The sequence below is a fragment of the Streptomyces sp. NPDC101166 genome, assembly GCF_044768125.1.
GTDB lineage: Bacteria > Actinomycetota > Actinomycetes > Streptomycetales > Streptomycetaceae > Streptomyces.
Genome location: NZ_JBIWPF010000017.1, coordinates 126,562 through 151,613 on the forward strand (window position 1 = coordinate 126,562; position 25,052 = coordinate 151,613).

The window sequence follows — 25,052 nt, forward strand, 5'->3', positions numbered from 1 at the left end:
CTGCTCGTAGGCCGATGCCGGGCTTCATGAGGGTTCCCTGAGAGGGCTCTCAGGGTGCCGAGAGGCGGCTTTATACCGGGCAGACGAGGTTCTGCCGTGGTTCTCAGGGAGCACTCAGGGACCTCTCATGGTCGGGCGCGAAGCTCTGTTCCATGACCGAGAGCATCCGCCGCAGCGGCGAACACGACGCGTACGAGAACCACGCGAACCCTCACCAGGGCGCCCCGCAGCACGCCTCCACCCCCGTGAACCCGGAGTGGCCGCCTCCGCCGGCGTACCGGCCGGCCGAGCCCGCGGGCATGTGGCAGCCGCAGCCACAGCCACAGGCATCGACCGGAGCAGGCGGGGGCTTCGGCACCGGCGGGGGCTTCGGTGAAGGCGGCGGCTTCGCAGGCTCCGGGGCGGGCGGAGGCTTCGGCGAAGGCGGAGGGACCGCTCTCCTCAGCCCGGTACCGGCCGGCCCCGCCGCGCCGAAGAAGAAGCGCACCCGCGGCCCGCTCGCGCTGCTCGCCGCCGTGGCGATCGTCGCGGCCGCGATCGGCGGCGGCACGGCCTTCGGTATCCAGGAGCTGACCGGCAAGGACCAGGTCGTCTCCTCCTCGACCACCACCAGCGTCGTCCCCTCCAGCAAGACGGGCAACGTCGCCGCCATCGCCGCCGCGGTCAGCCCGAGCGTCGTGGAGATCAACGCCACCCTCGCCGGGGGCTCGTCCACCGGCTCCGGTGTGATCATCACCGGCGACGGCGAGATCCTCACCAACAACCACGTGATCTCCGGCGCCTCCTCGATCAAGGTGCGGACGAGCGACGGCAAGCAGTACACCGCGCAGGTCGTCGGCACCGACAGCGCCAAGGACCTCGCGCTGATCAAGCTGCGGAACGCCTCCGGTCTCAGGGCCGCCACCCTCGGCGACTCCGCCGGCGTCCAGGTCGGTGACACCGTCGTGGCGATCGGCTCCCCCGAGGGCCTCACCGGCACCGTCACCAGCGGCATCGTCTCCGCCCTGAACCGCGACGTGACCGTCTCGACGGACGAGAACCAGGGTCAGCAGCAGCAACAGCAGGGCGGCGGTTGGCCGTTCGAGTTCGGCGGCCGGGAGTTCAACGGCGACACCGGCTCGTCCACGACGACGTACAAGGCGATCCAGACGGACGCCTCGCTCAACCCCGGCAACTCCGGTGGCGCGCTGATCGACGCCGGCGGCGACATCATCGGCATCAACTCCGCGATGTACTCCGCGGCCAACGCGTCCTCCTCCTCCGACGCCGGCAGCGTCGGCCTGGGCTTCGCCATCCCGATCAACACGGTCAAGGCCGACCTGGCCTCGCTGCGCTCCGGCGGCTCGGACAACTGACCTCTTTCGACCGGCAGGGAGCCCGCCATGATCAAGCAGACAACGCACCCGGCGTCGGGGGCCGGCGCGGCCGACCTCGGGCTGGCGCTCGCGGTGGCCGCCGGACTGCACACCTCGACGGCGACGGCACGGGCCACGACGGCGCTGACGCGGGCCCCGGAGGTGGCGACCGCCGGGGCGACCGCCGACGGGACGACCACCGCGCGCCGACGCCGCCGGACCGTGCGGGTCCGCTGAGTCCGGACACGAGCCCCGCACCCGCCGGGAAGCATGCGACGCTGAAACCGTTCACTCCGTCCGGCCTCCCGTCCTCCCACCGCACCCGAGGAATCCACGCCCATGAGCCCCGCCGAAGGCGACCGTGACCCGCAGCGCATCCTGATCGTCGACGACGAGCCGGCGGTGCGCGAAGCACTCCAGCGCAGCCTCGCCTTCGAGGGCTACGCCACGGAGGTCGCCGTCGACGGCGCCGACGCCCTGGAGAAGGCGACGGCCTACCGGCCCGACCTGGTCGTCCTCGACATCCAGATGCCCCGCATGGACGGCCTCACCGCCGCCCGCCGCATCCGCGGGGCCGGCGACACCACGCCCATCCTCATGCTGACCGCCCGCGACACGGTCGGTGACCGGGTCACCGGCCTCGACGCGGGCGCCGACGACTACCTGGTCAAGCCGTTCGAACTCGACGAGCTGTTCGCCCGCGTCCGCGCGCTGCTGCGCCGCAGCTCCTACGCGGCGGCCGTCACAGAGCACGTCCAGGAGGACGACGCCCTCACCTTCGCCGACCTGCGCATGAACCTGGCCACGCGGGAGGTGACGCGGGCCGGGCGGCCGGTGGAGCTGACCCGGACCGAGTTCACGCTGCTGGAGATGTTCATGGCGCACCCGCGCCAAGTCCTCACGCGCGAGCAGATCCTCAAGGCCGTCTGGGGCTTCGACTTCGAGCCGTCGTCGAACTCGCTCGACGTGTACGTGATGTACCTGCGCCGCAAGACGGAGGCGGGCGGCGAGCCCCGGCTCGTACACACCGTGCGGGGCGTGGGGTACGTGTTGCGGCAGGGCGGCGCGGAGTGAACAAGCTCGTACGGCGGCTGCGGACCCTCCCCATCCGGGCCCGTCTGTCGATGCTGGTCGCCGCGGCGGTGGCGTTCGCGGTGGCGGCGGTGTCGGTGACGTGCTGGTTCATCGTGCAGGGGAAGCTGTACGACCAGGTCAACGACGACCTGGAGCAGGCGGCGCGGGGGAAGCCCGGCAGCTGGGTGCAGTTGCAGAACGCCTCCTTCAACTGCACCAGGACCCCGCAGAATCCGAGGCCCTTCCGCAACCTGTACACCCAGGTGGTCATGGCCGACGGCACCCCGTGTGTCACGGACGACTCCCTCGGCGCGATCAAGGTCACCCAGTCCGACAAGGACGTGATCGAGAACGGGGCCTCCGGCCAGGGCGTCATCCGCGACGGCACGGCCGACGACGGCACGCCGGTCCGTGTGATGACCGTGCCGCAGCCCGCCCAGGACGCCAGCGGGCAGCCGTCCTATGTCGCCATCAGCGTCGGAGTGTCGCTGAAGAGCACCCACTCCACCCTCAACGAACTCGCCCTCATCCTCCTCCTCGTCTCCGGCGTCGGAGTGGTCGGCGCGGGCGCCGCCGGTCTCGCCGTCGCCCGGGCCGGGCTGCGCCCCGTGGACAAGCTGACCGAGGCCGTCGAGCACGTGGCCCGGACGGAGGACCTCGGCATCCGCATCCCGGTGGAGGACGAGAGCGACGACGAGGTCGCCCGGCTCTCCCGTTCCTTCAACTCGATGACCGCCTCCCTCGCCGACTCCCGTGAGCTGCAACAGCAGTTGATCGCCGACGCCGGCCACGAACTGCGCACGCCCCTGACGTCGTTGCGTACCAACATCGAGCTGCTCACCCGCAGCGAGGAGACGGGCCGCCCCCTCCCCGCCGCCGACCGCAAGGCGCTCCTCGCCTCGGTCAAGGCGCAGATGAGCGAACTGGCGGCGCTCATCGGCGACTTGCAGGTCCTGTCCCGCTCGGAGGGGCAGCGGGGCGAGCGCGTCCAGGTGGTGTCCCTGGAGGACACCGTGGAGGCGGCTCTGCGCCGGGCCCGGCTGCGCGGCCCGGAGTTGACCATCACGGCGGCCCTGGAACCCTGGTTCACCCGGGCGGAGCCGGCGGCTCTGGAACGGGCGGTGGTCAACATCCTCGACAACGCGGTGAAGTTCAGCCCCGAGGGCGGCGCGATCGACGTGCGGCTGGCCGACGGCGTGCTGACCGTCCGGGACCACGGCCCCGGCATCCCCGAGGACGAACTCCCGTACGTCTTCGACCGGTTCTGGCGCTCCCCGGGCGCCCGCGCCCTCCCCGGTTCGGGCCTCGGCCTGTCGATCGTCGTCCGGACGGTGCAGGAGGCGGGCGGACAGGTCACGCTGGCCCGCGCGGAGGGCGGCGGCACGGTGGCGACCGTCCGTCTGCCGGGCGCGCCCGTGCCGCCGCCGGAGGTTCCCGAAGCTCCGTAGGGCGGCAACCTTTCCGCAGCGAGCGGCGACCCCCGCATGACCCGCACGTCGTCAGGGTGGTCCCTCCGCCCTCGCACGGAACGGAAACCCACACATGAGCGACTTCCGCCGCCCGACCACTCACCGCCGGCGCGGCGCCGCCGCGGTGAGCCTTCCGCTCGCGCTGACCACGGCCGGCGCCCTCACCCTCGGCCTCGGCACCGATCTCGGACTGTTCGGCGCGGACACGCAGCGCACGGCGTCCGCGGCCGCCGTCACGACCCTCACGGTCGCGCAGGACGGCTCCGGCCAGTACCGGACCGTACAGGCCGCGGTGAACGCCGTACCGGCGAACAACCCCTCCCGCGTCGTCATCTCGGTCAAGCCGGGGACGTACCGGGAACTCGTCAAGGTCCCCTCCAACAAGCCGCACGTCACCATCCAGGGCGCGGGCGGCAGCCGCAAGGACACGGTGATCGTCTACAACAACGCGTCGGGGACGCCGAAGCCCGACGGCTCGGGCACCTACGGCACGGGCGGCAGCGCCACCGTGGCCGTCGAGGCGGACGACTTCCAGGCCCGCAACCTGACCTTCTCCAACGACTTCGACGAGGCCGCCCACCAGAACATCGCCCAGCAGGCCGTCGCCCTGCGCACCGCCGCGGACAAGGTGGTCCTGGACGGCGTCATCGTCAGCGGCGACCAGGACACCCTGCTCCTGGACACCGCGTCCAAGGACCGGCTGGGCCGCGTCTACATGGCGAACTCCACCGTCATCGGCAACGTCGACTTCATCTTCGGCCGGGCCACCGCGGTGATCGACCGGTCCGTCATCACCCTGAAGAAGCGCTGGAACGGCACCTCGGCCGGCTATGTCACCGCCCCCAGCACGGCCGCGAACCGCAAGGGCATGCTGATCGCCAACTCCACGGTGAACGGCGACGTCTCCAACCGGAGCTTCTACCTCGGCCGCCCCTGGCACGCCGGCGGCGACGCCACCCTCGACCCGCAGGCCACGGTCCGCAACACCACCCTCAGCGCCGCGATCAGGACCGCCCCGTGGACGGACATGAGCGGCTTCTCCTGGAAGGACGACCGCTTCGCGGAGTACCGCAACACCGGTGCCGGCGCGGGCGCGGCGAGCGGCGACCGCCCCCAGCTGACCGACGCCCAGGCAGCGAACCAGGAGATCGCGGACTGGCTGGCGGGCTGGACCCCGTCGGCGTCGTAACGGCACCCCCGCCCCGCCCCGAGCCGGCGTCAGGCGTCCAGCAGGACCCAAGGCAACGGAAACTCCCGCGTCCGCCCCACCGCCGGCTCCACCCGGGTGACCGTGTCCTCCGTGTAGACCAGCCAGCCCGCCGGGCTCCAGGTCAGCGCGGGGACGCGGTCATGCCCGCGATCCGCACCCGGTGCCGCTCCTCGCCGCCGGCGGCGTCGATCTCGATCACCTGGGTGCTGTCACCGTCCGCCACAGCGAGCACGATGGCCGAGCCGTGGGCCGCCACGCCGTCGACCCGGCCGCCGGCCACGGTCACCGTGGTCGCGTCCTCGGTCCGCGCGAGGGTGGTCCGTACGCCGCCGGGCGAGCGGCCGACGGCACGATCACAGGACGACCGACCGGGCAGGCGAGCCCCACCGTTCAGGTAGCTGGTCGGGGCAGGGCCGCGAGGTGAGTGAATGCACTGGTCAGCTCGTGTCGCCATGGGCCAGGTCGCGGCGATCCGCAGTTGGAGGCGGCGGCCTCCTGGGGGATGCACGCCGCCCAGCAGCCCGTCAGCGCCACCTACAGGGACAGCAGCTCAGCCAGCAGCCAGAGGGACCGGCCGCCATATCAGCAGGGCCGGTCCCTCCCGCCAGCCTTTCAGCCGACGGTCACAACACTGGGCGCAGGTTCGTCCTTCCGGATGGGGTTCATGCAGTCGAACAGGACCTGTGCCGACTTCTCGTCTATATAGAAGGTCCCGCTGTAGAGGTCACCGGTGATGAGCTTGTCGAACTGCTCGCTCGCCATCCACTGTGCCCCTTCGGGCAGCGCCTTTTCGATCTCGGACGGCACATCCTGTGGGGCGAGAGGCTTGAACGACAGGGCCGGATCCTCGACATGCTTCCGCACGGCCGCGTCATCCACGGAGTTGAGGACTCCAACGAGACGCACGTCCGTCGGTCCTGGCACCCTGGACTCGCTCTTGGGTGTGATTCCGCACCACGACGTGGACTCGAGCTCCTTGAATGCGGGAAACCGTGCGGTGACCTGATCGATCTCCTGCCGCACCGTGCACTCACCGACAAGGCGGCGGGGCGGACTATCCGTAGCCTGCGTTTCGGATCCGCAGGATGTGAGCGTCAGGGCGGTCACCAAGGAGACTGGCAACGTACGGGTCAGGTGACGGTGCAACCTCATCGCCCTCCGCCTCCGGAAATCGAGGTGTTGCCAAGGGTATCGCTCCTCGTCCACGTGACAGTCCTCGTCGCGGTCCCGGAAGTGAGGAACGGCTGCCCAGCCGAGTTCGGCGAAACGTCCATTCACACTGTCGGGCGTGCCGGTGGCGACGTCGGTCATGCCCTCGTTGAAGTCCCAGCGGTCCATGGCGTGGATGACGACACGCATCGTGAACTGGTCACCGCTCGCGCCGGGTTCCGCGCCTCGGTCGATCTCGCCGCTGCCGATGACGGCCGCCCCCTCGGGCCCGGCGAGTGGGAAGTCTCCCTGCGGTGCGCCGCCGAGGGGCTGACCGCCCATGGCGGCCTGGGCGTGGCACTCGGGACCGACGTCCCGGGGCAGGCCGAACAGCGGGTCGTCGTCCTGCCGCGGGCCGACGGCGACGACCGCCCGCACACGGTGAGCGTCGGCCCGAAAGGCGGGCGGTTCGTCGTGGAGATCAGGCCCGTTCCCGAGCCGCCGTCGATGCCGGTCCGGATCAGGCGCAGGCTCGGACGTGTTGTTCGGAGGGTTCGTGGAGGAACCCGGGGAGGCTGATCTGTCGTCATCTCTCTTGGGGGCCCTCATCTCTGACGGTCCTGAGGGCACCGAGGTTCGCCGGTGCCCGGCTTTTCACGTTCGCGGCGGCTGATGTCCCCTGCCCGGCCGCTCACCATGGAGACACAGTTGAAGACATCCCCGTCCGTGGAGACGGCCGTGCCGTCCCAGGTCGATGAGGCGCCCGAGGCCGACCGGGAGGCGATACCGCCGGCCGGTCGCCGTGCGGTCGAGGAGCGTTCGCGGGTGCTCGCCCGTCGCTGGTGGCCGGCCGCCGCCGAGTGCGTGGTCGCCGTGGCGACGGCGCTGGGGTTCACCGCCTGGGGAGTGACGGTCGCCAACAGCCCCGTCACGCGGGTGGGTCAGGTCAGCGGGCTGTCGAACCTTCAGTTCCGGCTGGCGCTGCTCGTGCTGGTCGTGCTCGCCGTGGTGGGCTGGGCGACCGTGCGCGGGAGCGAGCGGGTGCGGGCGGTGACGGTCCGGCTGGCCGCCGCGGCCGTCGCCGGGCTGAGCACCGGGTTCATCGGCGCGGGCCAGGTCTTCGCCCTGCGCGGCACCCCCTGGCCCCTCAACGGACCCTACGGCGACAACAACCGCATCCTCGGCTGGGCGGAGGAGATTCTGCACACCGGCTCGATGGACGCGTTCTATCCGCCGGGCGTGCCGTACATCCTGGGATACGCGGCCAAGGCCGGCCTCTTCGGCGGGCAGCCGGCCTTCGGGCTGAAGTGGCTGTTCATCGCGTTCGTCGCGCTGACCGGACCGGTCGCCTACCTGGCCTGGCGGTCGTGCCTGCGGCCGCTGCCGGCGCTCGCCGTCGGTCTGCTGCCCGCGCTCCAGCAGACGCTGCCGCACAAGCCCTACAGCCCCTTCGTCCTCGTCGCCCTCGTGCCGCTCATCGCGAAGCTGCTGCTGTGGCTGCGCGCCTCGCCCCGCTTCACCGCCCGCGGGACGGCGGGGCGGGGAGCGTTCCTGGGCGTCGTCTTCGGACTGCTCTTCCTCGTGTACTCCGGCTGGCACGTGTGGTCCCTGCCGGGCGTGCTCGTCGCCGTCCTCTTCTTCTACCCCTGGCAGACCGGACGGCTGCGCGGACTGCTGTTCCTCGGCGGTTCGCTGGCCGGGTTCCTCGTGGTGGCGGGCCCGTATCTGCGGGTGCTGCTCGGCGCGACCGGCACCCGCGACCAATGGTGCTCCGGCTACACCCTCACCGAGCCCGCCTACATCGGCACCACGCCGCTCAGCAGCCGGGCCTGGGACGAGCCCGGGGAGTACCCCGGCTTCGGCGAGTTCGCCGGACTGCACACCTACGCCGTGATCGTCCTGATCGGGCTCGGCGTCGCCGTCGCGCTCGGGCTGCGCAAGGCCGTCGTGGTCGCCCCGCTCGCCTGCTTCGCGAGCGCCTGGTTCATCCGGTTCTGGCTGGCCGGGCACATGGAAGCGGACCAGCAGGTCCAGCTGTTCCCCCGCACCATGATCGTCATCCAGGTGACGCTCACCGCGCTGACGGTGCTGGCCTGCGTTTTCGCGGTGCGAAAGCTCACGCCGCTCCTCCGTGCCCTGCCGGGTGGGACGACGCGCGGGTCGCGGCAGCAGTTCACGGCGGTGGGGGCGCTGCTCGCGCTGGCGCTCGCCGGCGGCATGATCGGCTCGTTCTTCAGCAACCAGTACCTGCCGACCGCGCCGGGCGAGAAGCTCGCGGGCACCCTCGCCTGGCAGGCCCACCAGTTCCGCAAGCCCGACGGCGCCTGCCCCAAGTACGCCGACCGGCACAAGTGCCAGGCCTACCCCGAGCGCACGTACGTCGAGGCGCCCGTGCCGGTCGAGAAGATGGTCTGCGAGTACCCCTGGCGCAAGGAGAACGCCGACGGCTCGATCCGCCTGCTGCTGACCCAGGGCTGAGCGGGGGCCGCAGAAGACGAACGGGGCCTGTCCCGTGCGGTGCGGACCGCACGGAACAGGCCCCGTGTGCATGCCGGTCGACCGGCCCTTCGGGCTACTTCACGACGGTGATCCGGGTCGCGGTCGGGGGCGCGATCGGGTTCGTGGCCGAGGAGTTGGCGGTCAGGTACTGCTCGAGCGCCGTCAGGTCGTCGGCGCCGACGACGTCACCGGTGCCGAGGCCCAGCGTGGGGAAGCCGTCGCCGCCGCCCGCGAGGAAGCTGTTGGTGGCGACGCGGTAGCCGGCGGCCGGGTCGATGGGCGCGCCGTTCAGCCTGATGGAGTCCGTGACGACCCGGTCGGCGCCGGTCTTCGTCAGGTCCAGGGTGTACGTCAGGTTGGCGGACGGCTGGAGGATCTTCGGCGCGCTCGTGTTCGAGCCGCTCACCTGCTCCTTGAGCACCTGGATCAGCTGGGCGCCGGTGAAGCTCTGCAGGTTCACGGTGTTGGAGAACGGCTGCACGGTGAAGCCCTCGGCGTACGTCACCACGCCGTCGCCCTCTGCGCCCTTGGCCGCGTAGGTGATGCCGGCCCGGACGCCGCCCGGGTTCATCAGCGCCAGGTCGGTGTCGGTGTCGAGCTTCCTGCCGTACCAGAGCTGCGCGTCCGCGATCAGGTCACCCATCGGGGACTCGGTGCCCGTGTTGGGGACGTCACCGGAGACATAGCCGATCGGGCGGTTGCCGATGGGGGCCGCCAGGGTGTTCCACTTGGCGATCAGCTCGGTCATGTCAGGGGCCTTGGGGACCGTCCGGGTGACCACGTGGTTCGCGGACTTGACCGCCGTGCGGGCGATGTCACCCGTGACGCGGTCGTAGGTCAGCGTGGTGTCCGTGTAGAGACGGCCGAAGGACGCGGCCGAGGTGACGGTCCGCGGCCGGCCCGCCGGGTCGTTGATCGTGCACGCGTACGCGGCGTGGGTGTGCCCCGTCACCAGCGCGTCCACCTCGGGCGTGACGTTCTTGGCGATGTCGACGATGGGGCCGGAGATCCCGTCGCCCGCGCCCGGCGAGTCGCAGTTGTAGTTGTACGAGGTGGAGGCCGGCAGGCCGCCCTCGTGGATCAGCGCCACGATCGACTTCACGCCCTGGCTCTGCAGCTCCTTGGCGTACTTGTTGATCGTCTCGACCTCGTCCTTGAACTTCAGGCCCTTGACGCCCTCGGCGGAGACCACGCCCGGTGTGTCCTCCAGGGTCACACCGATGAAGCCGATCTTGACGCCGTGCTCCTTCCACACCCAGTACGGCTTCAGGATCGGGTTGCCGGTCTTCTCGTCCTGCACGTTCGCCGCGAGGTACGGGAAGTCGGCGCCCTGGAACCGCTCGTCCGTGTAGCAGCCGTCGGTCGGGTGACAGCCGCCCTTCTGCAGCCGGCGGAGTTCCTTCGCGCCCTCGTCGAACTCGTGGTTGCCGACGGAGGTGACGTCCAGCTGGAGCTTGTTCAGCGCCTCGATGGTGGGCTCGTCGTGGAACAGACCCGAGATCAGCGGGGAGGCGCCGACCATGTCGCCGCCGGCCGCGGTGATGGAGTAGCGGTCGCCCTTGCGCGCCTCGCGCAGGTGCGTGGCGAGGTACTCGACGCCGCCCGCGTCGATCGTCTTCGTGGTGCCGTCCGCCTGGACCTCCGTGACCCGGCCGGAGGAGCCGGACGGCGGTTCGAGGTTGCCGTGCAGGTCGTTGAAGGACAGCAGCTGGACGTCCTGGTAGCGGTCGTCCTGCTTGCCGGAGTCCTTGGCGTCGTGGGCGTCGGCCGGCATCGCCGCGGCCAGGGCGCCGGCGGTGGCGAGAGCGGCGGCCGCCGCGACCAGACGGTACGTACGGCGTCTGCGGCTCGGATACGACTGGGAAGTGGCTGGCATGCGCCCCCCTGTGTGTCGGCGATGGTGTCGGGGTCCTCCGGGCCGGGCGGCCCTGAGAGGCGTATGAGGGGTCCTCGGACCCCGGAGACAAGCGGCCCCGTCGGGCCGCAGCCTAAGGTCAACGCGCGTAGCGCGACAGGGGGTTCAGGTCACATCCTGATTTCCCTTTGCCCGCGGCCCTGGCCCTGCCCTTGTCTTCGGCCGGCTCTCGCCCTGTCCTTCGCATGGCTGGTTCCCGTCCTCGGTCCGCCGTCCGCAGCGCGTTCGCCCACGCTCTCCCTGTCGCCGTCGCTTTGCCCGGCCCGCCGTTTACCCTCGTACGCATGACCAGCGACGACGCCGCACGGACCTACGGCTCCCGATCCATCGAGACCCACTCCGCGCTCTCCCCCGAGCAGACCGAGGCCGTCCTCGACCTGCTCGCGGAGGCCGCCCGGAACGACGGCCAGCAGGCTGTGTCCGAGCAGGGCCGGCTGCAGTTGCGCGGCGGCCCCCGGGACGGCGTCGCCCATCTGCTGCTCACCCTCGGCGACGAACTCGTCGGCTACGCCCAGTTGGAGGACACCGACCCCGTCGAGGCGCCGGCCGCCGAACTCGTCGTCCACCCCTCCCACCGCGGCCACGGACACGGCCGCGCGCTCGGCTCCGCCCTCCTCGCCGCCTCCGGCAAGCGGCTGCGCGTCTGGGCCCACGGCGGCCACCCCGCCGCCCGGCACCTCGCCCAGGTCCTCGGGCTGACCCTGTTCCGCGAACTGCGGCAGATGCGGCGGCCGTTGACCGGCCTCGACCTGCCCGACCCGGTGCTGCCCGAGGGCGTGCACGTCCGGCCCTTCGTCCCTGGTCAGGACGACGGCGACTGGCTCGCCGTCAACTCCGCCGCCTTCGCCCACCATCCCGAGCAGGGCTCCCTCACCCAGCGCGACCTCGACGACCGCGAGTCCGAGCCGTGGTTCGACCCGGCGGGCTTCTTCCTCGCCTTCCACGGCGAGCGGCTCGTCGGCTTCCACTGGACGAAGGTCCACGCCGAGGAGCAGCTCGGCGAGGTGTACGTCCTCGGTGTGGCGCCCGGCGCGCAGGGCGGGGGGCTCGGCAAGTCCCTCACCACGATCGGCCTGCGGCATCTCGCCGGGCAGGGCCTGCCCACGGCGATGCTGTACGTCGACGCCGACAACAAGGCGGCGGTCTCGGTCTACGAGCGGCTGGGATTCGTCACCCATGAGACGGACCTCATGTACCGGACGGAGACGTGAGAGTCAGTCAGGTCTCCTGGAGCGCCGGACGCCTGAACGCGTCCTGGACGGTGGCCCGCTCCCGAGCCGCTCACCGGCGTCTCAACGGCTCCGGCGTGCACAGGGCCGTCGCCGCCAGCGTCACTGCCAGCACCGCCGCCCACCGCAGCTGCGTCTCCTCCCACCACGGCTGACCGGGCAGCGTCAACAGGCCCCAGCGCGCCGGGACGAGCCCCGTGAGCACGGCGGCCCCGCCGAGCCACAACGCCGTGCCCTTGCCCACTTCGGCCCGGTCGGAGAAGCGGATCGCGGCAGAGGCGAGGGCGACGGCGGCGACGGCCGTGGCCGCTGCCTCCAGGGTGACCTGACCGAGCGGCGGGCGGGCGGACGCGGGGACGACGAGCAGGACCGCCGCCCACCACAGCGCCGCGAGCGGCACGGCCATGGCCAGCCGCAGGCCGGCTCTCAGGGGGCGGCCCAGGGGGGTCGTCGCGGTGGTGTGACGGGCGGGGTCGTCCAGGAGGAACGCCAGGCCCACCGCGCCGGTCAGGGCGATGAGCCGCAGCAGCATCAGCCCGCCGTCCTCGCCCGGTGCCTCGGCCGGCCAGCGGGTGCTCGCCGCCAGCAGCAGTCCCGTGCCGCCCGCCGCTGCCGGCGCCCGCCGGGGGAGGGACCGCCAGACGGGTGGCACGAGAGCCTGGAGCTGGGCCCGGATGACGTTCGTGCGCCGCTCGGGCCGGCCCGTCCTCTCCGACGGACCGGACACACCGGCCGCCTCTCCCTTCGCTCCTCTTGCTCCTCTTACTCCTCGCACTGCTCGGCTCCCTTCGGGGCGGCGACGCCCAGCAGCTCCGCAGCTTCGGCCGTGGTGGTCCGAGCCGACGTCAGCCGTCGCCAGTTCGCCTTCACCCGGGGCGAGATCTCCGCTCGGGGGCGGGACAGGAGTTCCTGAACGACTGTCGTCTGCTGCGCCGTCAGGGAGAGACCGTCGGTGGGGGCCAGCACCCGTGCCGGGCCGCTGTCGCTGTCGTCCAGGCGCACGTTCCTGAAGGTCGCCCGGGGAGTGGGGTCGGTGGCCAGGACCAGCCACATGACGGCGACCCCTCGCGCGCCGCACAGACCGTGAGTCGACGCGTCCTCCGTGCCCGCGACGAGCACCGTGGCGACTCCCACCGCGAACTCGGGGACGCGGTTGCCGCCCCAGCGGGTGCCGACCGTCACCTCGCCCGGTGTGCTGGAGGGGGTCAGCGCGGCGTCCGCCTCGATGTCCCCGGTGGCGTCGATGCGCTGACGCACGGTCAGCGAGGTGTTCACGGCTGCCCCGCCGGCGGAGGACCGGACCCGGTCGACGACCGCCGCCCAGTCGTCGCGCACGTTCTCCCACTCGGTGAAGGAGCAGTACGCCGAGCCTCCGATCGTCGTGCACGTCTGGACCTTCTGCGGTGAGGTGGACGCCGTCCGCCGGGCTGCCTCCAGCGCCGCCGGGTCGCCCAGGGCCTGGCCGAGCGCTCCGGCCACCGTGGCCCCCAGAGCCAGAACGGTGACCGCCTTGAGGGCGCCGGTGCGACCGCCGGACCGCAGCAGCACCGCGCAGGCCAGCACAGCGCACAGGCCGAGGACGTAGAGGGCGTGCCAGTCGGCGGACCGGCCCAGCAGGTCGGCGGGGACCGGGTCGCCGCCGGCGTTGCCGGAGAACAGGACCGGCGACAGCCGGCCCAGCCCCTCGCCGTCGGCACCGGCCGCGGCGGAGGCGATGACGACGAGCAGGTACACGGCGACCACGAACAGTATGGGCGCGAACGGCGTGGGCACGACCCTGGCCAGCACGACGCCGACGACACCCGCCAGCAGGACGGTCAGGGGGCCCACGGCCAGTTCACCGAGCGAGCCGTGACCGATCGCTCCGGGCTTCAGGGCCTCCCGGGCGAACCGGACGCCGACGGCGACGGCAGTGAGCGCCGCGAACGGAAGCACCGACAGCAGATGGGCGAGGTCACGCCGCCAGGGCTCCATCGCCAGCGCGTCGAACTGCTGGACCGTGCCGTGCTTGCGCGAGCGCAGGGCGGCCGCGTTGGTGCACACGAGCAGCGCGAGGGCGAGCAGCAACGGCGCCGGCTGCGTGTCGCGGTCGACGGTGTGGAGGACGGGAAAGTCGTCCATGCCGTCGTAGCTCATCAGCTGCACGGCGACGACGCCGGCGTAGAGCGCGAGGAAGACCAGCACCGGAATCTGCAGCAGCAGCTCGCGGGTCTCGAAGCGGGCCAGGGCGAGAACCGCGCCGGCCCGGCGGCGGCCAAGGTACGGCGGCCCGGGGTGCGTGGCAGTGCCTTCCCCGGCACGGTTGACCGTGACGCTCATGCCCGCACCTCCCGGTCCCTGCCGTCGAGGGCGAGCAGATAGCCGTCCTCCAGGGTGGGTTCGAGGAGGTCGGCGTCCTCGGGCGGATCGCCGACGTTGCGGAAGGAGCCGGCACCGGTGCGCCAGCCGGCCAGGGCGCCCGGGTCGCGCTCGGGGCTGCTCCAGACCCGGCCCGCCGCACGGGCGGTGAGCTCGGCCGGGGTGCCCTCGAAACGGATCCGGCCGTGGGCGAGGACCAGGACCCGGTGGCACAGCATCGCCACGTCCTCCGTCTGGTGTGTGGACAGCAGCACGGTGCGCCCCTCGCCGGCCGCGGCGATCAGTTCCCGGAATCTCATGCGCTGTTCCGGGTCCAGTCCGACGGTCGGCTCGTCCAGGACGAGAAAGCCGGGGTCGCCCACGAGTGCGGCGGCCAGCGCCACACGCTGCCGCATGCCGCCGGACAGCCGCTTGATGCGCTTGCTGCGCACATGGGAGAGGTCGACGGCCTCCAGGACGCGCCGCACCTCGCGATGCCGGGCGGCACGGTCGGTCAGCTCCTTGAGGATCGCCACGTAGTCGACGAAGTCGAAGGCCGTGAAGTCCGGGTGGAAGCCAGGATTCTGCGGCAGATAGCCGAGCACGCGGCGCAGGTCCACGCGGCCGGCCGTGGTGCGGGGATCGTGGCCCAGGGCCGTGAACTCGCCTCGGTCGGCCGGCAGCGCCGTCGCCAGCACCCGCAGCAGGGTGGTCTTGCCCGCGCCGTTGGGGCCGAGCAGCCCGGTGACGCCCCGGGTGAGCCGCAGGGAGACGCCGTCGAGGGCGTGCGTGCCGCCGTAGCGCAGGGAGAGACCGGTGGCCGTCACGGTGGCGGAGGGCACGGAGGGCGTGGTGGCCGGCGTGGCCGGGACGGCGGTCATTCGGAGCTCCTGGAAGTCCGGTCGCGGAAGGGGGAGGGATGCGGGAGTGGGGGCGGAGGTGGGGCTGAGGGGACGTGGCCCGGGGCCTGCGGTCGGGACAGCGCTCGGACGTGGTCCTGCACGGGCGCGTGGGCGTCGGCCGGGCGCGGTGTCATTCGGCGCCTCCGCCGGGGAAGCCGCCGAGGGGACGGGCGTCGAAGCGGTCACGGCTCCGGTGGAGCAGCAGACCGGCGAGGACGGCGACCGCTGCCGCGGCCGACTGCCCGTACACCGTGAAGGGCGCGAGCGTCCCCTGGCTGTACTGCTCCGCCACCACCAGCAGAGTCACCCAGGAGCCGGCGACCAGGGCGGGTGCCACGACCGGCCCCAGTCTCGAGATCAGCGCCAGCCCCGTGGCAGTGAGCGCGAGCGCCGGCAGCAGCCAGGTCAGGGCCAGCAGGCCGTACCCCGGCAGGGCGAGCGTGGCCAGACCGTTGAAGGCCAGGCCGGTGGTCAGCACCGCGACCGTCCGGATCATCAGCAGCCGGAAGCCGTGCATCGGGGCGACGACGGCCATCTCGAACGTCGGGTCCAGCCCCGGCCCGTAGGACAGGGCGACCCCGGCGAGCGGGAGCAGCGGCGCGAGCGCGAGGAACAGGGCGGGACGGTCCACCGTGTGCACCGCGAGGACCGTTATGACCAGCAGGGACACCACGGCCAGCAGCCAGGAGCGGCGCAGCACCGGGGTCGCGGTGAGCAGCCGGGCGGTGTGGTCGGCCACCCCGAGCCGCACCAGCAGCTGCTCGAACAGCCCCGGCCGCGGCGCGTCCAGCTCGGCGTCCAGCCGCTCCCAGCCCGCGTCCAGCGCTACCGGGTCGACGGCCGCCCTGAGCCGGGTCCGGCACTCCCCGCACCCGGCGAGATGCGTGTCGGCGGACCAGAGCAGGGGCGGCGCCAGCTCGCCCGTCGCGTACGCGCGCATATCGTCTTCCGCCACATGCCATGTCATGCCAGCGCCTCCCGCAGTTGCTTGCGGGCCCGCTGGGCCCGCGTCTTGACCGTGCCTGCGGGGATGCCGAGCAGCACGGCCGCCTCCCGCGTGGTGAGCCCGTCGATGACGGTGGCCTGGAGGACCGCCCGCAGCTCCGGGGAGAGGCGGGTGAGGGCCCCGGCGAGATCCCCGTGCTCCACCCCCGCGAGCACGCGCTCCTCCGCCGACGCCTCGTCGCGGTGGCGCAGCTTGGCCAGCGCCTGCCGCAGCCGCCCGCGCGCGCCGTCGCCCCGCATGGCGTCGACCAGTCGGCGGGCGCCGATGCGCCACAGCCAGCCGGCCGCGTCCCCGGAAGGGCCCTCCTCCCTGTAGCGGGCGGCGCCCCGCCACACCGCGAGGAACGTCTCCTGGACGACGTCGTCGACTATCCCGGCGTCGGCGCAGCGGCTGCGCATACGCGCGGTCAGCCATGGCGCGTACCGCCGGTACAGCTCCTCGAAGGCGTGACGGTCCCCGTCTGCCGCGATGGCCCGCAGCAGCTCCCCGTCGCTTCTCGTTTGACTCACACCCCCTCATCGGTCGAGCCCCGCCGATCGGTTCACGCCCCGGCCCACGAATTTTTTCCGCCACCGGCCCGCGCCGACCGGCGTCCGGGACCGCACCGGCCCGACGGGGCCGACGGGACCGACGGGACCGCACCGGCCCGACGGGGCCGACGGGACCGACGGGACCGCACCGGCCCGACGGGGCCGACGGTGCCGACAGGGCCGACAGGGCCGACAGGGCCGACAGGGCCGACAGGGCCGACAGGGCCGACAGGGCCGACAGCCAGACGGACACACCCCCGAAACGCGGCCACCGCCCCCCCCATCCCGCAAGACACACCCGCCCACCCCCGCGGGCCGCCCCCAGATATCCCGTACGCCATGTCTCCGTAACCGCCGGTTCAGACAGGCTTGCGAGGCTCGGGCAATGGAACCCGTCGTGCCCGCGCCGACGCCGCGCTCCGAGTCGTCGCGGCCCCCTGAGGTGATCCGCCTCCACGGAAGTCTCCGCGGAAGCCCCGACGGAAGTGACGTCGAGCCCCCCGCCTTCCGTTCCGACGCGCCTGTCCCGGCTCTGACGCGGAACAATGGATTCATGAGCCAGAACACCCAGGCACAGCACGCGCAGCCCTCCGTCGGATCCATAGCCGCGCACCGCCCGCACACCGTGGCCGCCGCGGTCTCCGACCTGGAACCCGACATCGACGCCGATCTCGACGCCTACGAAGAGGCACAGGCCGACGGGACCCTGTTGCCGCAGGGACGCTTCCTCGACCGGGAGCGCAGCTGGCTCGCGTTCAACGAGCGCGTTCTGGAACTCGCCGAGGACCCGAACACGCCCCTGCTGGAGCGGGCGAACTTCCTCGCCATCTTCGCGAGCAACCTCGACGAGTTCTTCATGGTCCGGGTGGCCGGTCTCAAGCGCCGTATCGCCACCGGCGTGGCCACCCGCTCCGCCTCCGGCCTCCAGCCGCGCGAGGTGCTGGAGATGATCTGGGCCCGCTCGCGCGAGCTGATGGCCCGGCACGCCGCGACCTACCACGAGGACATCGCGCCCGCCCTCGCGGAGGAGGGCATCCACCTGGTCCGCTGGAGCGAGCTGACGGAGAAGGAGGGCGCCCGCCTCTTCACGCTGTTCCGGCACCAGATCTTCCCGGTCCTGACCCCCCTCGCGGTCGACCCGGCGCACCCCTTCCCGTACATCTCGGGTCTCTCGCTCAACCTCGCGGTCGTCGTCCGCAACCCCGTCAGCGGCCACAAGCACTTCGCGCGCGTCAAGGTGCCGCCGCTGCTGTCCCGCTTCCTGGAGAGCTCCCCCGGCCGCTACGTCCCCATCGAGGACGTCATCGGCGCGCACCTGGAGGAGCTGTTCCCGGGCATGGAGGTGCTGGAGCACCACGCCTTCCGCCTCACCCGCAACGAGGACCTGGAGGTCGAGGAGGACGACGCCGAGAACCTGCTCCAGGCGCTGGAGAAGGAGCTCATGCGGCGCCGTTTCGGGCCGCCGGTGCGCCTGGAGGTGGAGGAGTCCATCGACCGCGAGGTCCTCGACCTCCTCGTCCGCGAGCTGAAGATCAGCGAGGCGGAGGTCTACCCGCTGCCCGGCCCGCTGGACCTCACCGGCCTCTTCCGCATCCACGGCCTTGACCGGCCCGAACTGAAGTACAAGAAGTTCATCGCCGGCACCCACCGCGACCTCGCCGAGGTGGAGTCCGCGAGCCCGCCGGACATCTTCGGCGCGCTGCGCAACCGGGACGTGCTCCTGCACCACCCCTACGACAGCTTCTCCACCTCCGTCCAGGCCTTCCTGGAGCAGGCCGCCGCCGACCCGGACGTCCTCGCGATCAAGCAGACCCTGTACCGGACCTCCGGCGACTCCCCGATAGTCGACGCGCTCATCGACGCCGCCGAGTCCGGCAAGCAGGTCCTCGTCCTGGTCGAGATCAAGGCCCGCTTCGACGAGCACGCCAACATCAAGTGGGCGCGCAAACTGGAGGAGGCCGGCTGTCATGTCGTCTACGGCCTCGTCGGCCTGAAGACGCACTGCAAGCTGTCCCTGGTGGTCCGCCAGGAGGGCGAGACGCTGCGGCGCTACAGCCACGTCGGCACCGGCAACTACCACCCGAAGACGGCCCGGCTCTACGAGGACCTCGGCCTGCTCACCGCCGACCAGCAGGTCGGCGCGGACCTCTCCGACCTCTTCAACCGGCTCTCCGGCTACTCCCGCCGCGAGACCTACCGCCGGCTGCTCGTCGCCCCCAAGTCGCTGCGCGACGGGCTGGTCTCCCGGATCACCAAGGAGATCCAGCACCACCGCGCCGGACGGCCCGCGTACGTCCGCATCAAGGTCAACTCCATGGTGGACGAGGCGATCGTCGACGCCCTGTACCGGGCGTCCCAGGCGGGCGTGCCGGTCGACGTCTGGGTGCGCGGCATCTGCGCGGTACGGCCCGGGGTGCCCGGCCTGTCGGAGAACATCCGCGTCCGCTCGATCCTCGGCCGCTTCCTCGAGCACTCCCGGGTGTTCGCCTTCGGCAACGGCGGCGAGCCCGAGGTGTGGTTCGGCAGCGCCGACATGATGCACCGCAACCTCGACCGCCGTATCGAGGCGCTGGTCAGGGTCACCGACCCGGCTCACCGGGCCGCGCTCAACCGCATGCTGGAGACCGGCATGTCGGACGGGACCGCGTCCTGGCACCTGGGACCGGACGGCGAGTGGACCCGGCACTCGACCGACGCGGACGGCCAGCCCCTGCGCAACGTCCAGGAGATGCTCATAGACGCCCGGAGGCGCCGGCGTGGCACAGCGACACCATGAACTGACGGACTCCACGGCCGCGCCCGTCGCGCAGGACGCCCTCACGGGCTACCTCAGGGCGCAGGCCGTGGAGTTCCTCCGCGCCCTGCGCCTGCACCAGGAGAGCGGCGGCGCACCGTACGGCGGCGGGGGCGCCGCCGGCCGGGCGCAGCCACGCGCGGTCGGGGCCGGGCACTCGCCCGACGCGGCGCGCGCCCTGCGCCGCGCGGCCCGCCGCATCAGCGGCACCCTGCACACCTTCCGTCCGCTGCTGGATCCCGGCTGGTCGGAGGAGATCCGCCCGGAGCTCTCCTGGCTCTCGGGCACGCTGGCGCAGGAACACGCCTGCGAAGCCCGTCTGGACCGCCTGCTCCTGGCCCTCCACCGCCTCTCGGGCACGCCCCCGACGGCCCCGGCGCCTCCTGTGCCGTCGTCGGCCCCGGCGCGGCAGCCCGCAGGGCCGAGCGAGGCGGCGCCCGCCGGCACCCCCACCGCTTCGGGCCCGGCCGGCCGAACGGCCACGGTCACCACCGCTCCGGCCACCTCCGGCACGACAGCCGCCACCCTCACCTCCCCCCACCCCCCGCTTCCCGACCGCGCCCATCTCACCGTCGGGGCGGTGAAGGCCGGCGCCCTGCTCGACCGGCAGCTGAACCTCGCCCGCACCCGCGCGCACTCCGCCGCCCTCCAGGCCCTGGGCAGCTCCCGTTTCCACGCCGTCGCCGACCAGGTGGCCGTGCTCGCCAGCGAGGTCCCGCTCGCCCCCGCCGCCCTGGACGCCGACCTGCGGTCCTTCGCGGCCGCCGCCGAGGAGCGCCTCACGGACGCCGTCGCCGCGCTGCCCCTCGTCACCGCGGGGCATCCCTACAACGCGGAAGCCCTGGTCCACGGCCTCTCCCCGGACCCCGCCCCGCATCCGCAGGACACCCCCTGGCACCAGGTCCGGCTGCTGCTGCGCCTGCACCGGTACGCCCTCGAGGTCCTGCACACCGGCGACCGCGTCCCCGTCGACGGACGGCTGCTCGCCGCCGGCGAGGCCCTCGACCGGCACCGCGACGCCGCGGAGGCCGCTGCCGCCGCCGCTCAGGCGGCCCGCACACCGAGGATCGCCCCGGCGACCGCCTACGCGCTCGGCGTGCTCCACGCCGACCAGCGGCACGAGGTGGAGGCGGCCCGGTATGCCTTCCAGCACGCGTGGCAGAAGCAGTCCGTCGGCACCGGCGCCTGAGGGCTGTCCCGTAATCCCTGGTGGATCGGCGTGCGGCGTCAGATGCGGTGCATCGCAAGGCGGAGGGACGTCCGCATACTGGATGTATGCGGACGTTCCCACAACGCGGCGAGGTGCCGTAGCCGTCGTCGCACGCCCGCCAGGGATTACGGGACAGCCCTTGGCCGGCCGAGCGCCTCGGAGAGGAGCCCCCCACCGTGCGGAAGACCCCGCCCCACGCCCTCCCACCGCGCGGACCGCACGACCGCCCGGCCCACGCCCTCCCACCCCCTCAGGAGGCGGAGACCGTGCCCCTTCCCCGACCCCCCGTCCAAGCCGCGGGCTGTGTCCTGTGGCGCCGTTCGCCGTTCGGCGGTGAGCTGGAGATATGTCTGGTTCACCGGCCGAAGTACGACGACTGGTCGCACCCGAAGGGCAAGCTGAAACGGGACGAGGGCCCCCTGTCGGGCGCTGTGCGCGAAGTGGGTGAGGAGACCGGTTACACGGCACTGCCGGGAGCCCGGCTGCCCACCGTGCGCTACCTCGCGCAGGGTCGCCCCAAGGAGGTCCACTACTGGGCGGCCGAGGCGACGGGCGGCCGTTTCACCAGCAACGACGAGGTCGACCGGATTCTGTGGCTGCCTCCGGCGGCGGCCCGCCTCCGCCTCACCCAGCCGAGGGACCGCACCCTCGTGGACGCCCTGCTGACCGCCCTGCGCCTCGCCTAGCGGGGGCCCGGAGATCGCGCCCCGCCCGGGACGCCCCCGTGCCCGGCCCGTGTCCTGGACGTGAGCGTTCCGTCACCTCGGCCGCGCCTAACCAGGCCGACCACAGGGGTTCACCTCGCGTTCATTCACGCCCGTAGGCGGCTTCACCTGTTCTGCCTAGCTTCGGCCTTACCCGGTGCGGCGCGCGCCCTCATGGACGCCGACGGACCACCGCACTTTCGCACGCCGCCGAATTCAGGACGGCGGCTCCTGGAAGGATCTCCCTCAAGTGAAGCTTCAGCGCATGAACCGGCGGGCCCTCTCCCTCGGTGCTCTCGCCGTCTCCGGCGCCCTGGCCCTCACGGCGTGCGGCTCCGACGCGACCAGCTCCGGCACCAACGGGGGCACCTCCCCCGCGGCGGCGGCGAGCGACGTCAAGTGCGACGACGCCAAGGGCCAGCTTCTCGCCGACGGCTCGTCCGCGCAGAAGAACGCGATCGACGCCTGGGTCAAGAACTTCACGCAGGCCTGCAAGGGAGTTCAGGTCAACTACAAGGGCTCCGGCTCCGGCGCCGGCGTCACCGCGTTCACGCAGGGCCAGGTCGCCTTCGCCGGCTCCGACTCCGCGCTGAAGCCCGACGACGTCACCGCCTCCAAGCAGGTCTGCTCGGGCGGCCAGGGCATCGACCTGCCGATGGTCGGCGGCCCGATCGCCGTCGCGTACAACCTCTCCGGCGTCGACAACCTCGTCCTGGACGCCCCGACGATCGCCAAGATCTTCAACGGCAAGATCACCAACTGGAACGACGCGGCGATCAAGAAGCTCAACCCCGACGCCAACCTGCCCGACCTGAAGATCCAGCCGTACCACCGCTCGGACGAGTCCGGCACCACGGACAACTTCACCAAGTACCTGATCGCCACCGCCAAGAGCGACTGGCCGTACGAGGGCGGCAAGGCCTGGCAGGCCAAGGGCGGCCAGTCCGCGTCCGGCTCCTCCGGCGTCGCCCAGGGCGTGAAGCAGACCAACGGCGCGATCGGCTACATGGAGCTGTCGTACGCCAAGGACGGTCTGGGCACGGTCGCCATCAACACCGGCGCCGCGGCCCCGGTCAAGGCCTCCTCCGACGGCGCCACCAAGGCCATCGCCGACGCCAAGGTCGTCGGCACCGGCAGCGACCTCGCGCTGAAGATCAACTACGCGACCAAGTCCGAGGGCGCCTACCCGATCACGCTGGTCACGTACGAGATCGTCTGCGACAAGGGCAACAAGGCCGCCACTCTGCCCGCCACCAAGGCGTTCCTGCGCTACATCGCCAGCGAGCAGGGTCAGGGCATCCTCTCGGGCATCGACTACGCGCCCATCCCCGACGCCATCATCACCAAGGTCCGCTCCACGGTCGAGGGCCTGAGCTGATCCGTGGTGCGGTCCGGCGCCGGGGCGACCCGGTCCGGACCGCACCGTCCGGTGCACCGCCGCCAGGGGCCGTCCGCACTCCCGGCCCCGCCCGAGCCGCCCACCCCGTGCGGCTCCGCAGACCGGAGAACCCCATGGACATATCGACGAAGAAGTCACAGAACCCAGCCGAGCCGCCTCCCCCGCCGTCCTCTCGGGGCGGACCGGGCGGCCCGATCGCGCCGCACACGCCGGGCGCCCCCGGCACGGCGGAGCTGAAGCGCGCCGCCCGCGGCGCCACCCGGCCCGGCGACCGGATCTTCCTCGCGCTCACCCGCGGGTCGGGCATCCTGCTGCTGGCGATCATGGCGGCGATCGCGGTCTTCCTGACCTACCGCGCCTCCCTCGCCATCAGCAAGGACGAGGCGAACTTCCTCACCGCGTTCGAGTGGAACACCAACCTGATCCCGCCGAAGTTCGGCATCGCGGTCCTCGCCTTCGGCACCGTGGTCTCGTCGATCATCGCGATGGTCCTCGCGGTGCCCGTCGCGGTCGCCATCGCGCTGTTCATCACCCACTACGCCCCGCGCCGGCTGAGCGGCCCGATCGCCTACGTGGTGGACCTGCTCGCCGCCGTGCCGTCCATCGTCTACGGCCTGTGGGGCGCCCTGATCCTCGTACCGCACCTGGACGGCCTGTTCGGCTGGCTGAACGACTATCTGGGCTGGACCGGGATCTTCTCCTGGGACAAGGGCGCCCCGCGCTCGATGCTCACCGTCGCCGTCCTCCTCGCCATCATGATCCTGCCGATCATCACCAACGTCAGCCGCGAGGTCTTCCGTCAGGTGCCGCAGATGCACCAGGAGGCCGCCCTGGCCCTCGGCGCCACCCGCTGGGAGGTGGTCCGCATGGCGGTACTGCCCTTCGGCCGCTCCGGAGTGATCTCCGCCTCCATGCTCGGCCTCGGCCGGGCCCTCGGCGAGACGATGGCCGTCGCCACCGTGCTCTCCCCCGACTTCGACATCCACGCCAGCCTGCTCAACCCCGGCGGCGGCACCTTCGCCCAGAACATCGCCAGCAAGTTCAACGAGGCGACCGAGTTCGGCCGTGACGCGCTCATCGCGTCGGGCCTGGTCCTGTTCGTCATCACCCTGCTGGTCAACGGCGCGGCCCGCGCGATCATCGCCCGCCGCAAGGAGTACTCGGGGGCCAACGCATGAGCAACGCCGTTCTCGACAAGCGTCCCGGCAGCCTGCGCGGCGCCGCCCTGCCCAAGTGGACCTCGCCGGCCGTCGCCGCCGGTTCCGCCGCCCTGGCGGTGGGCATCGGCCTCGCCGCCGGACTGCAGAGCCGCATCCAGTGGGGCCTGATCGCCGGTCTGCTCTTCCTGCTCGGCACCTACGGCGTCACCGCGCGCGTGGAGGGCCGCCGCCAGGCCAAGGACCGCATCGCGACCGCGCTCGTCTGGGTCGCCTTCCTCCTCGCCGTGGTCCCGCTCGCGTCCCTGATCTGGGCGACCGTGCAGCGCGGCGTGAAGGTCCTGGACGTCTACTTCCTGACCCACTCCATGGGCGTCGTCGCCGACTCCGAGCCGGGCGGCGGCATCTACCACGCCATCCTCGGCAGCCTGGAGCAGGTCGGCCTCGCCACCCTGATCGGCGCCCCGATCGGCGTCCTCACCGCGATCTACCTGGTGGAGTACGGCCGCGGCGGCCTCGCCAAGTCCGTCACCTTCTTCGTGGACGTCATGACGGGCATCCCGTCGATCGTCGCCGGCCTGTTCATCCTCAGCCTGATGCTGATGTTCGACATGCAGCCCTTCGGCTTCGCCGGCTCGCTCGCCCTGGCCATCCTGATGATGCCGGTGGTGGTCCGCTCCACCGAGGAGATGCTCAAGCTCGTCCCGAACGAGCTGCGCGAGGCCTCCCTCGCCCTCGGCGTCCCGAAGTGGCGCACCATCCTGAAGGTGGTCGTCCCGACCTCCATCGGCGGCATCATCACCGGCGTCATGCTGTCGGTGGCCCGTATCGCGGGCGAGACGGCGCCCGTGCTGCTCCTGGTCTTCGGCAACCCGTTCATCAACGCCAACCCCTTCGAGGGCGCGCAGGCGTCACTGCCGCTGTACATCTACCAGCAGTACGCGCAGAGCGCCGGCTCCCAGGCGGCGTACGACCGCGCCTGGGCGGCGTCGCTCACGCTGATCGCCTTCGTGATGATCCTGAACCTGGTGGCCCGCGGCGTCGCCCGTTGGAAGGCCCCCCGATGACCCTGTGCGGCATCAGCCGAGTAACCGGTCGCCGACGCGGCCGCAG

The 25,052-nt window shown here is 72.2% G+C and carries 20 protein-coding genes and 1 pseudogene; 13 read left to right on the forward strand and 8 right to left on the reverse strand.

Annotated features, from left to right (window positions below; translation table 11 throughout):
* Positions 1-152: 152 nt before the first annotated feature.
* The 5 genes and pseudogenes from ACIRS4_RS27790 to ACIRS4_RS27810 form a co-directional block, all read left to right on the forward strand.
* Positions 153-1,355: a S1C family serine protease gene (locus ACIRS4_RS27790; RefSeq protein ID WP_404201173.1), complete on the forward strand. Its 1,203-nt coding sequence runs from the start codon at positions 153-155 to the stop codon at positions 1,353-1,355.
* 27 nt (positions 1,356-1,382) lie between these two features.
* Positions 1,383-1,592: a hypothetical protein gene (locus ACIRS4_RS27795; protein ID WP_404201175.1), complete on the forward strand. Its 210-nt coding sequence runs from the start codon at positions 1,383-1,385 to the stop codon at positions 1,590-1,592.
* A gap of 102 nt (positions 1,593-1,694) precedes the next feature.
* Entirely contained in the window at positions 1,695-2,429 is a 735-nt protein-coding gene (locus ACIRS4_RS27800) for a response regulator transcription factor (RefSeq protein WP_404201177.1), read from the forward strand.
* The gene (locus ACIRS4_RS27805) at positions 2,426-3,877 is read left to right on the forward strand and encodes an ATP-binding protein (protein WP_404201179.1); all 1,452 of its coding nucleotides are present in this window, start codon (positions 2,426-2,428) and stop codon (positions 3,875-3,877) included. The genes ACIRS4_RS27800 and ACIRS4_RS27805 overlap by 4 nt, the downstream gene beginning before the upstream one ends.
* 235 nt (positions 3,878-4,112) lie before the next feature.
* Positions 4,113-5,087, forward strand: a pseudogene (locus ACIRS4_RS27810) (pectinesterase family protein); the annotation flags it as partial.
* Between the two features lie 142 nt (positions 5,088-5,229).
* Here the strand turns inward: ACIRS4_RS27810 and ACIRS4_RS27815 are convergent.
* Positions 5,230-5,394 carry a hypothetical protein gene (locus tag ACIRS4_RS27815; protein WP_404201181.1) on the reverse strand — a complete coding sequence of 55 codons (165 nt, stop codon included), beginning with the start codon at positions 5,392-5,394 and terminating at the stop codon, positions 5,230-5,232.
* Between the two features lie 326 nt (positions 5,395-5,720).
* Positions 5,721-6,695, reverse strand: a complete 975-nt coding sequence (locus tag ACIRS4_RS27820; RefSeq protein WP_404201183.1) for a hypothetical protein — start codon at positions 6,693-6,695, stop codon at positions 5,721-5,723.
* Positions 6,696-6,965: 270 nt separating this feature from the next.
* On the opposite strand from ACIRS4_RS27820, the gene ACIRS4_RS27825 reads away from it, so the two are divergent.
* A complete protein-coding gene (locus tag ACIRS4_RS27825; RefSeq protein WP_404201185.1) occupies positions 6,966-8,735 on the forward strand; it encodes a hypothetical protein in 1,770 nt (589 codons plus the stop codon).
* 94 nt (positions 8,736-8,829) lie between these two features.
* Here ACIRS4_RS27825 and ACIRS4_RS27830 read toward each other — a convergent pair whose 3' ends face one another.
* On the reverse strand, positions 8,830-10,632 hold the full coding sequence (locus ACIRS4_RS27830) for a bifunctional metallophosphatase/5'-nucleotidase (RefSeq protein ID WP_404201187.1): 1,803 nt from the start codon (positions 10,630-10,632) through the stop codon (positions 8,830-8,832).
* A gap of 323 nt (positions 10,633-10,955) precedes the next feature.
* Between ACIRS4_RS27830 and mshD the strand changes: the two genes are divergently transcribed.
* Complete coding sequence (gene mshD, locus ACIRS4_RS27835) at positions 10,956-11,882, forward strand: mycothiol synthase (protein WP_404201189.1); 927 nt, start codon at positions 10,956-10,958, stop codon at positions 11,880-11,882.
* Positions 11,883-11,952: 70 nt separating this feature from the next.
* Here mshD and ACIRS4_RS27840 read toward each other — a convergent pair whose 3' ends face one another.
* The 5 genes from ACIRS4_RS27840 to ACIRS4_RS27860 form a co-directional block, all read right to left on the reverse strand.
* A complete protein-coding gene (locus tag ACIRS4_RS27840; RefSeq protein ID WP_404201191.1) occupies positions 11,953-12,627 on the reverse strand; it encodes an ABC transporter in 675 nt (224 codons plus the stop codon).
* A gap of 35 nt (positions 12,628-12,662) precedes the next feature.
* A complete protein-coding gene (locus tag ACIRS4_RS27845; protein ID WP_404201193.1) occupies positions 12,663-14,219 on the reverse strand; it encodes an ABC transporter permease in 1,557 nt (518 codons plus the stop codon).
* A complete protein-coding gene (locus ACIRS4_RS27850; protein ID WP_404201195.1) occupies positions 14,216-15,118 on the reverse strand; it encodes an ABC transporter ATP-binding protein in 903 nt (300 codons plus the stop codon). Before ACIRS4_RS27850 ends, ACIRS4_RS27845 begins: the two co-directional genes overlap by 4 nt.
* 151 nt (positions 15,119-15,269) lie before the next feature.
* Positions 15,270-16,106, reverse strand: coding sequence for a zf-HC2 domain-containing protein (locus ACIRS4_RS27855; protein ID WP_404201197.1), 837 nt, complete (start codon positions 16,104-16,106; stop codon positions 15,270-15,272).
* Positions 16,103-16,654 carry an RNA polymerase sigma factor gene (locus tag ACIRS4_RS27860; RefSeq protein ID WP_404201199.1) on the reverse strand — a complete coding sequence of 184 codons (552 nt, stop codon included), beginning with the start codon at positions 16,652-16,654 and terminating at the stop codon, positions 16,103-16,105. The genes ACIRS4_RS27855 and ACIRS4_RS27860 overlap by 4 nt, the downstream gene beginning before the upstream one ends.
* Positions 16,655-17,228: 574 nt before the next feature.
* Between ACIRS4_RS27860 and ACIRS4_RS27865 the strand changes: the two genes are divergently transcribed.
* From ACIRS4_RS27865 to pstA, 6 genes are all read left to right on the forward strand, one after another.
* Positions 17,229-19,451, forward strand: a complete 2,223-nt coding sequence (locus ACIRS4_RS27865; protein WP_404201201.1) for an RNA degradosome polyphosphate kinase — start codon at positions 17,229-17,231, stop codon at positions 19,449-19,451.
* Entirely contained in the window at positions 19,432-20,658 is a 1,227-nt protein-coding gene (locus ACIRS4_RS27870; protein WP_404201203.1) for a CHAD domain-containing protein, read from the forward strand. Before ACIRS4_RS27865 ends, ACIRS4_RS27870 begins: the two co-directional genes overlap by 20 nt.
* A gap of 287 nt (positions 20,659-20,945) precedes the next feature.
* On the forward strand, positions 20,946-21,365 hold the full coding sequence (locus ACIRS4_RS27875) for an NUDIX hydrolase (RefSeq protein WP_404201205.1): 420 nt from the start codon (positions 20,946-20,948) through the stop codon (positions 21,363-21,365).
* Positions 21,366-21,633: 268 nt separating this feature from the next.
* Complete coding sequence (gene pstS / locus ACIRS4_RS27880; protein ID WP_404201207.1) at positions 21,634-22,761, forward strand: phosphate ABC transporter substrate-binding protein PstS; 1,128 nt, start codon at positions 21,634-21,636, stop codon at positions 22,759-22,761.
* Between the two features lie 134 nt (positions 22,762-22,895).
* Positions 22,896-23,960, forward strand: coding sequence for a phosphate ABC transporter permease subunit PstC (gene pstC / locus ACIRS4_RS27885; RefSeq protein ID WP_404201209.1), 1,065 nt, complete (start codon positions 22,896-22,898; stop codon positions 23,958-23,960).
* Positions 23,957-25,006, forward strand: coding sequence for a phosphate ABC transporter permease PstA (gene pstA, locus ACIRS4_RS27890; RefSeq protein ID WP_404201211.1), 1,050 nt, complete (start codon positions 23,957-23,959; stop codon positions 25,004-25,006). Before pstC ends, pstA begins: the two co-directional genes overlap by 4 nt.
* Positions 25,007-25,052 lie beyond the last annotated feature (46 nt).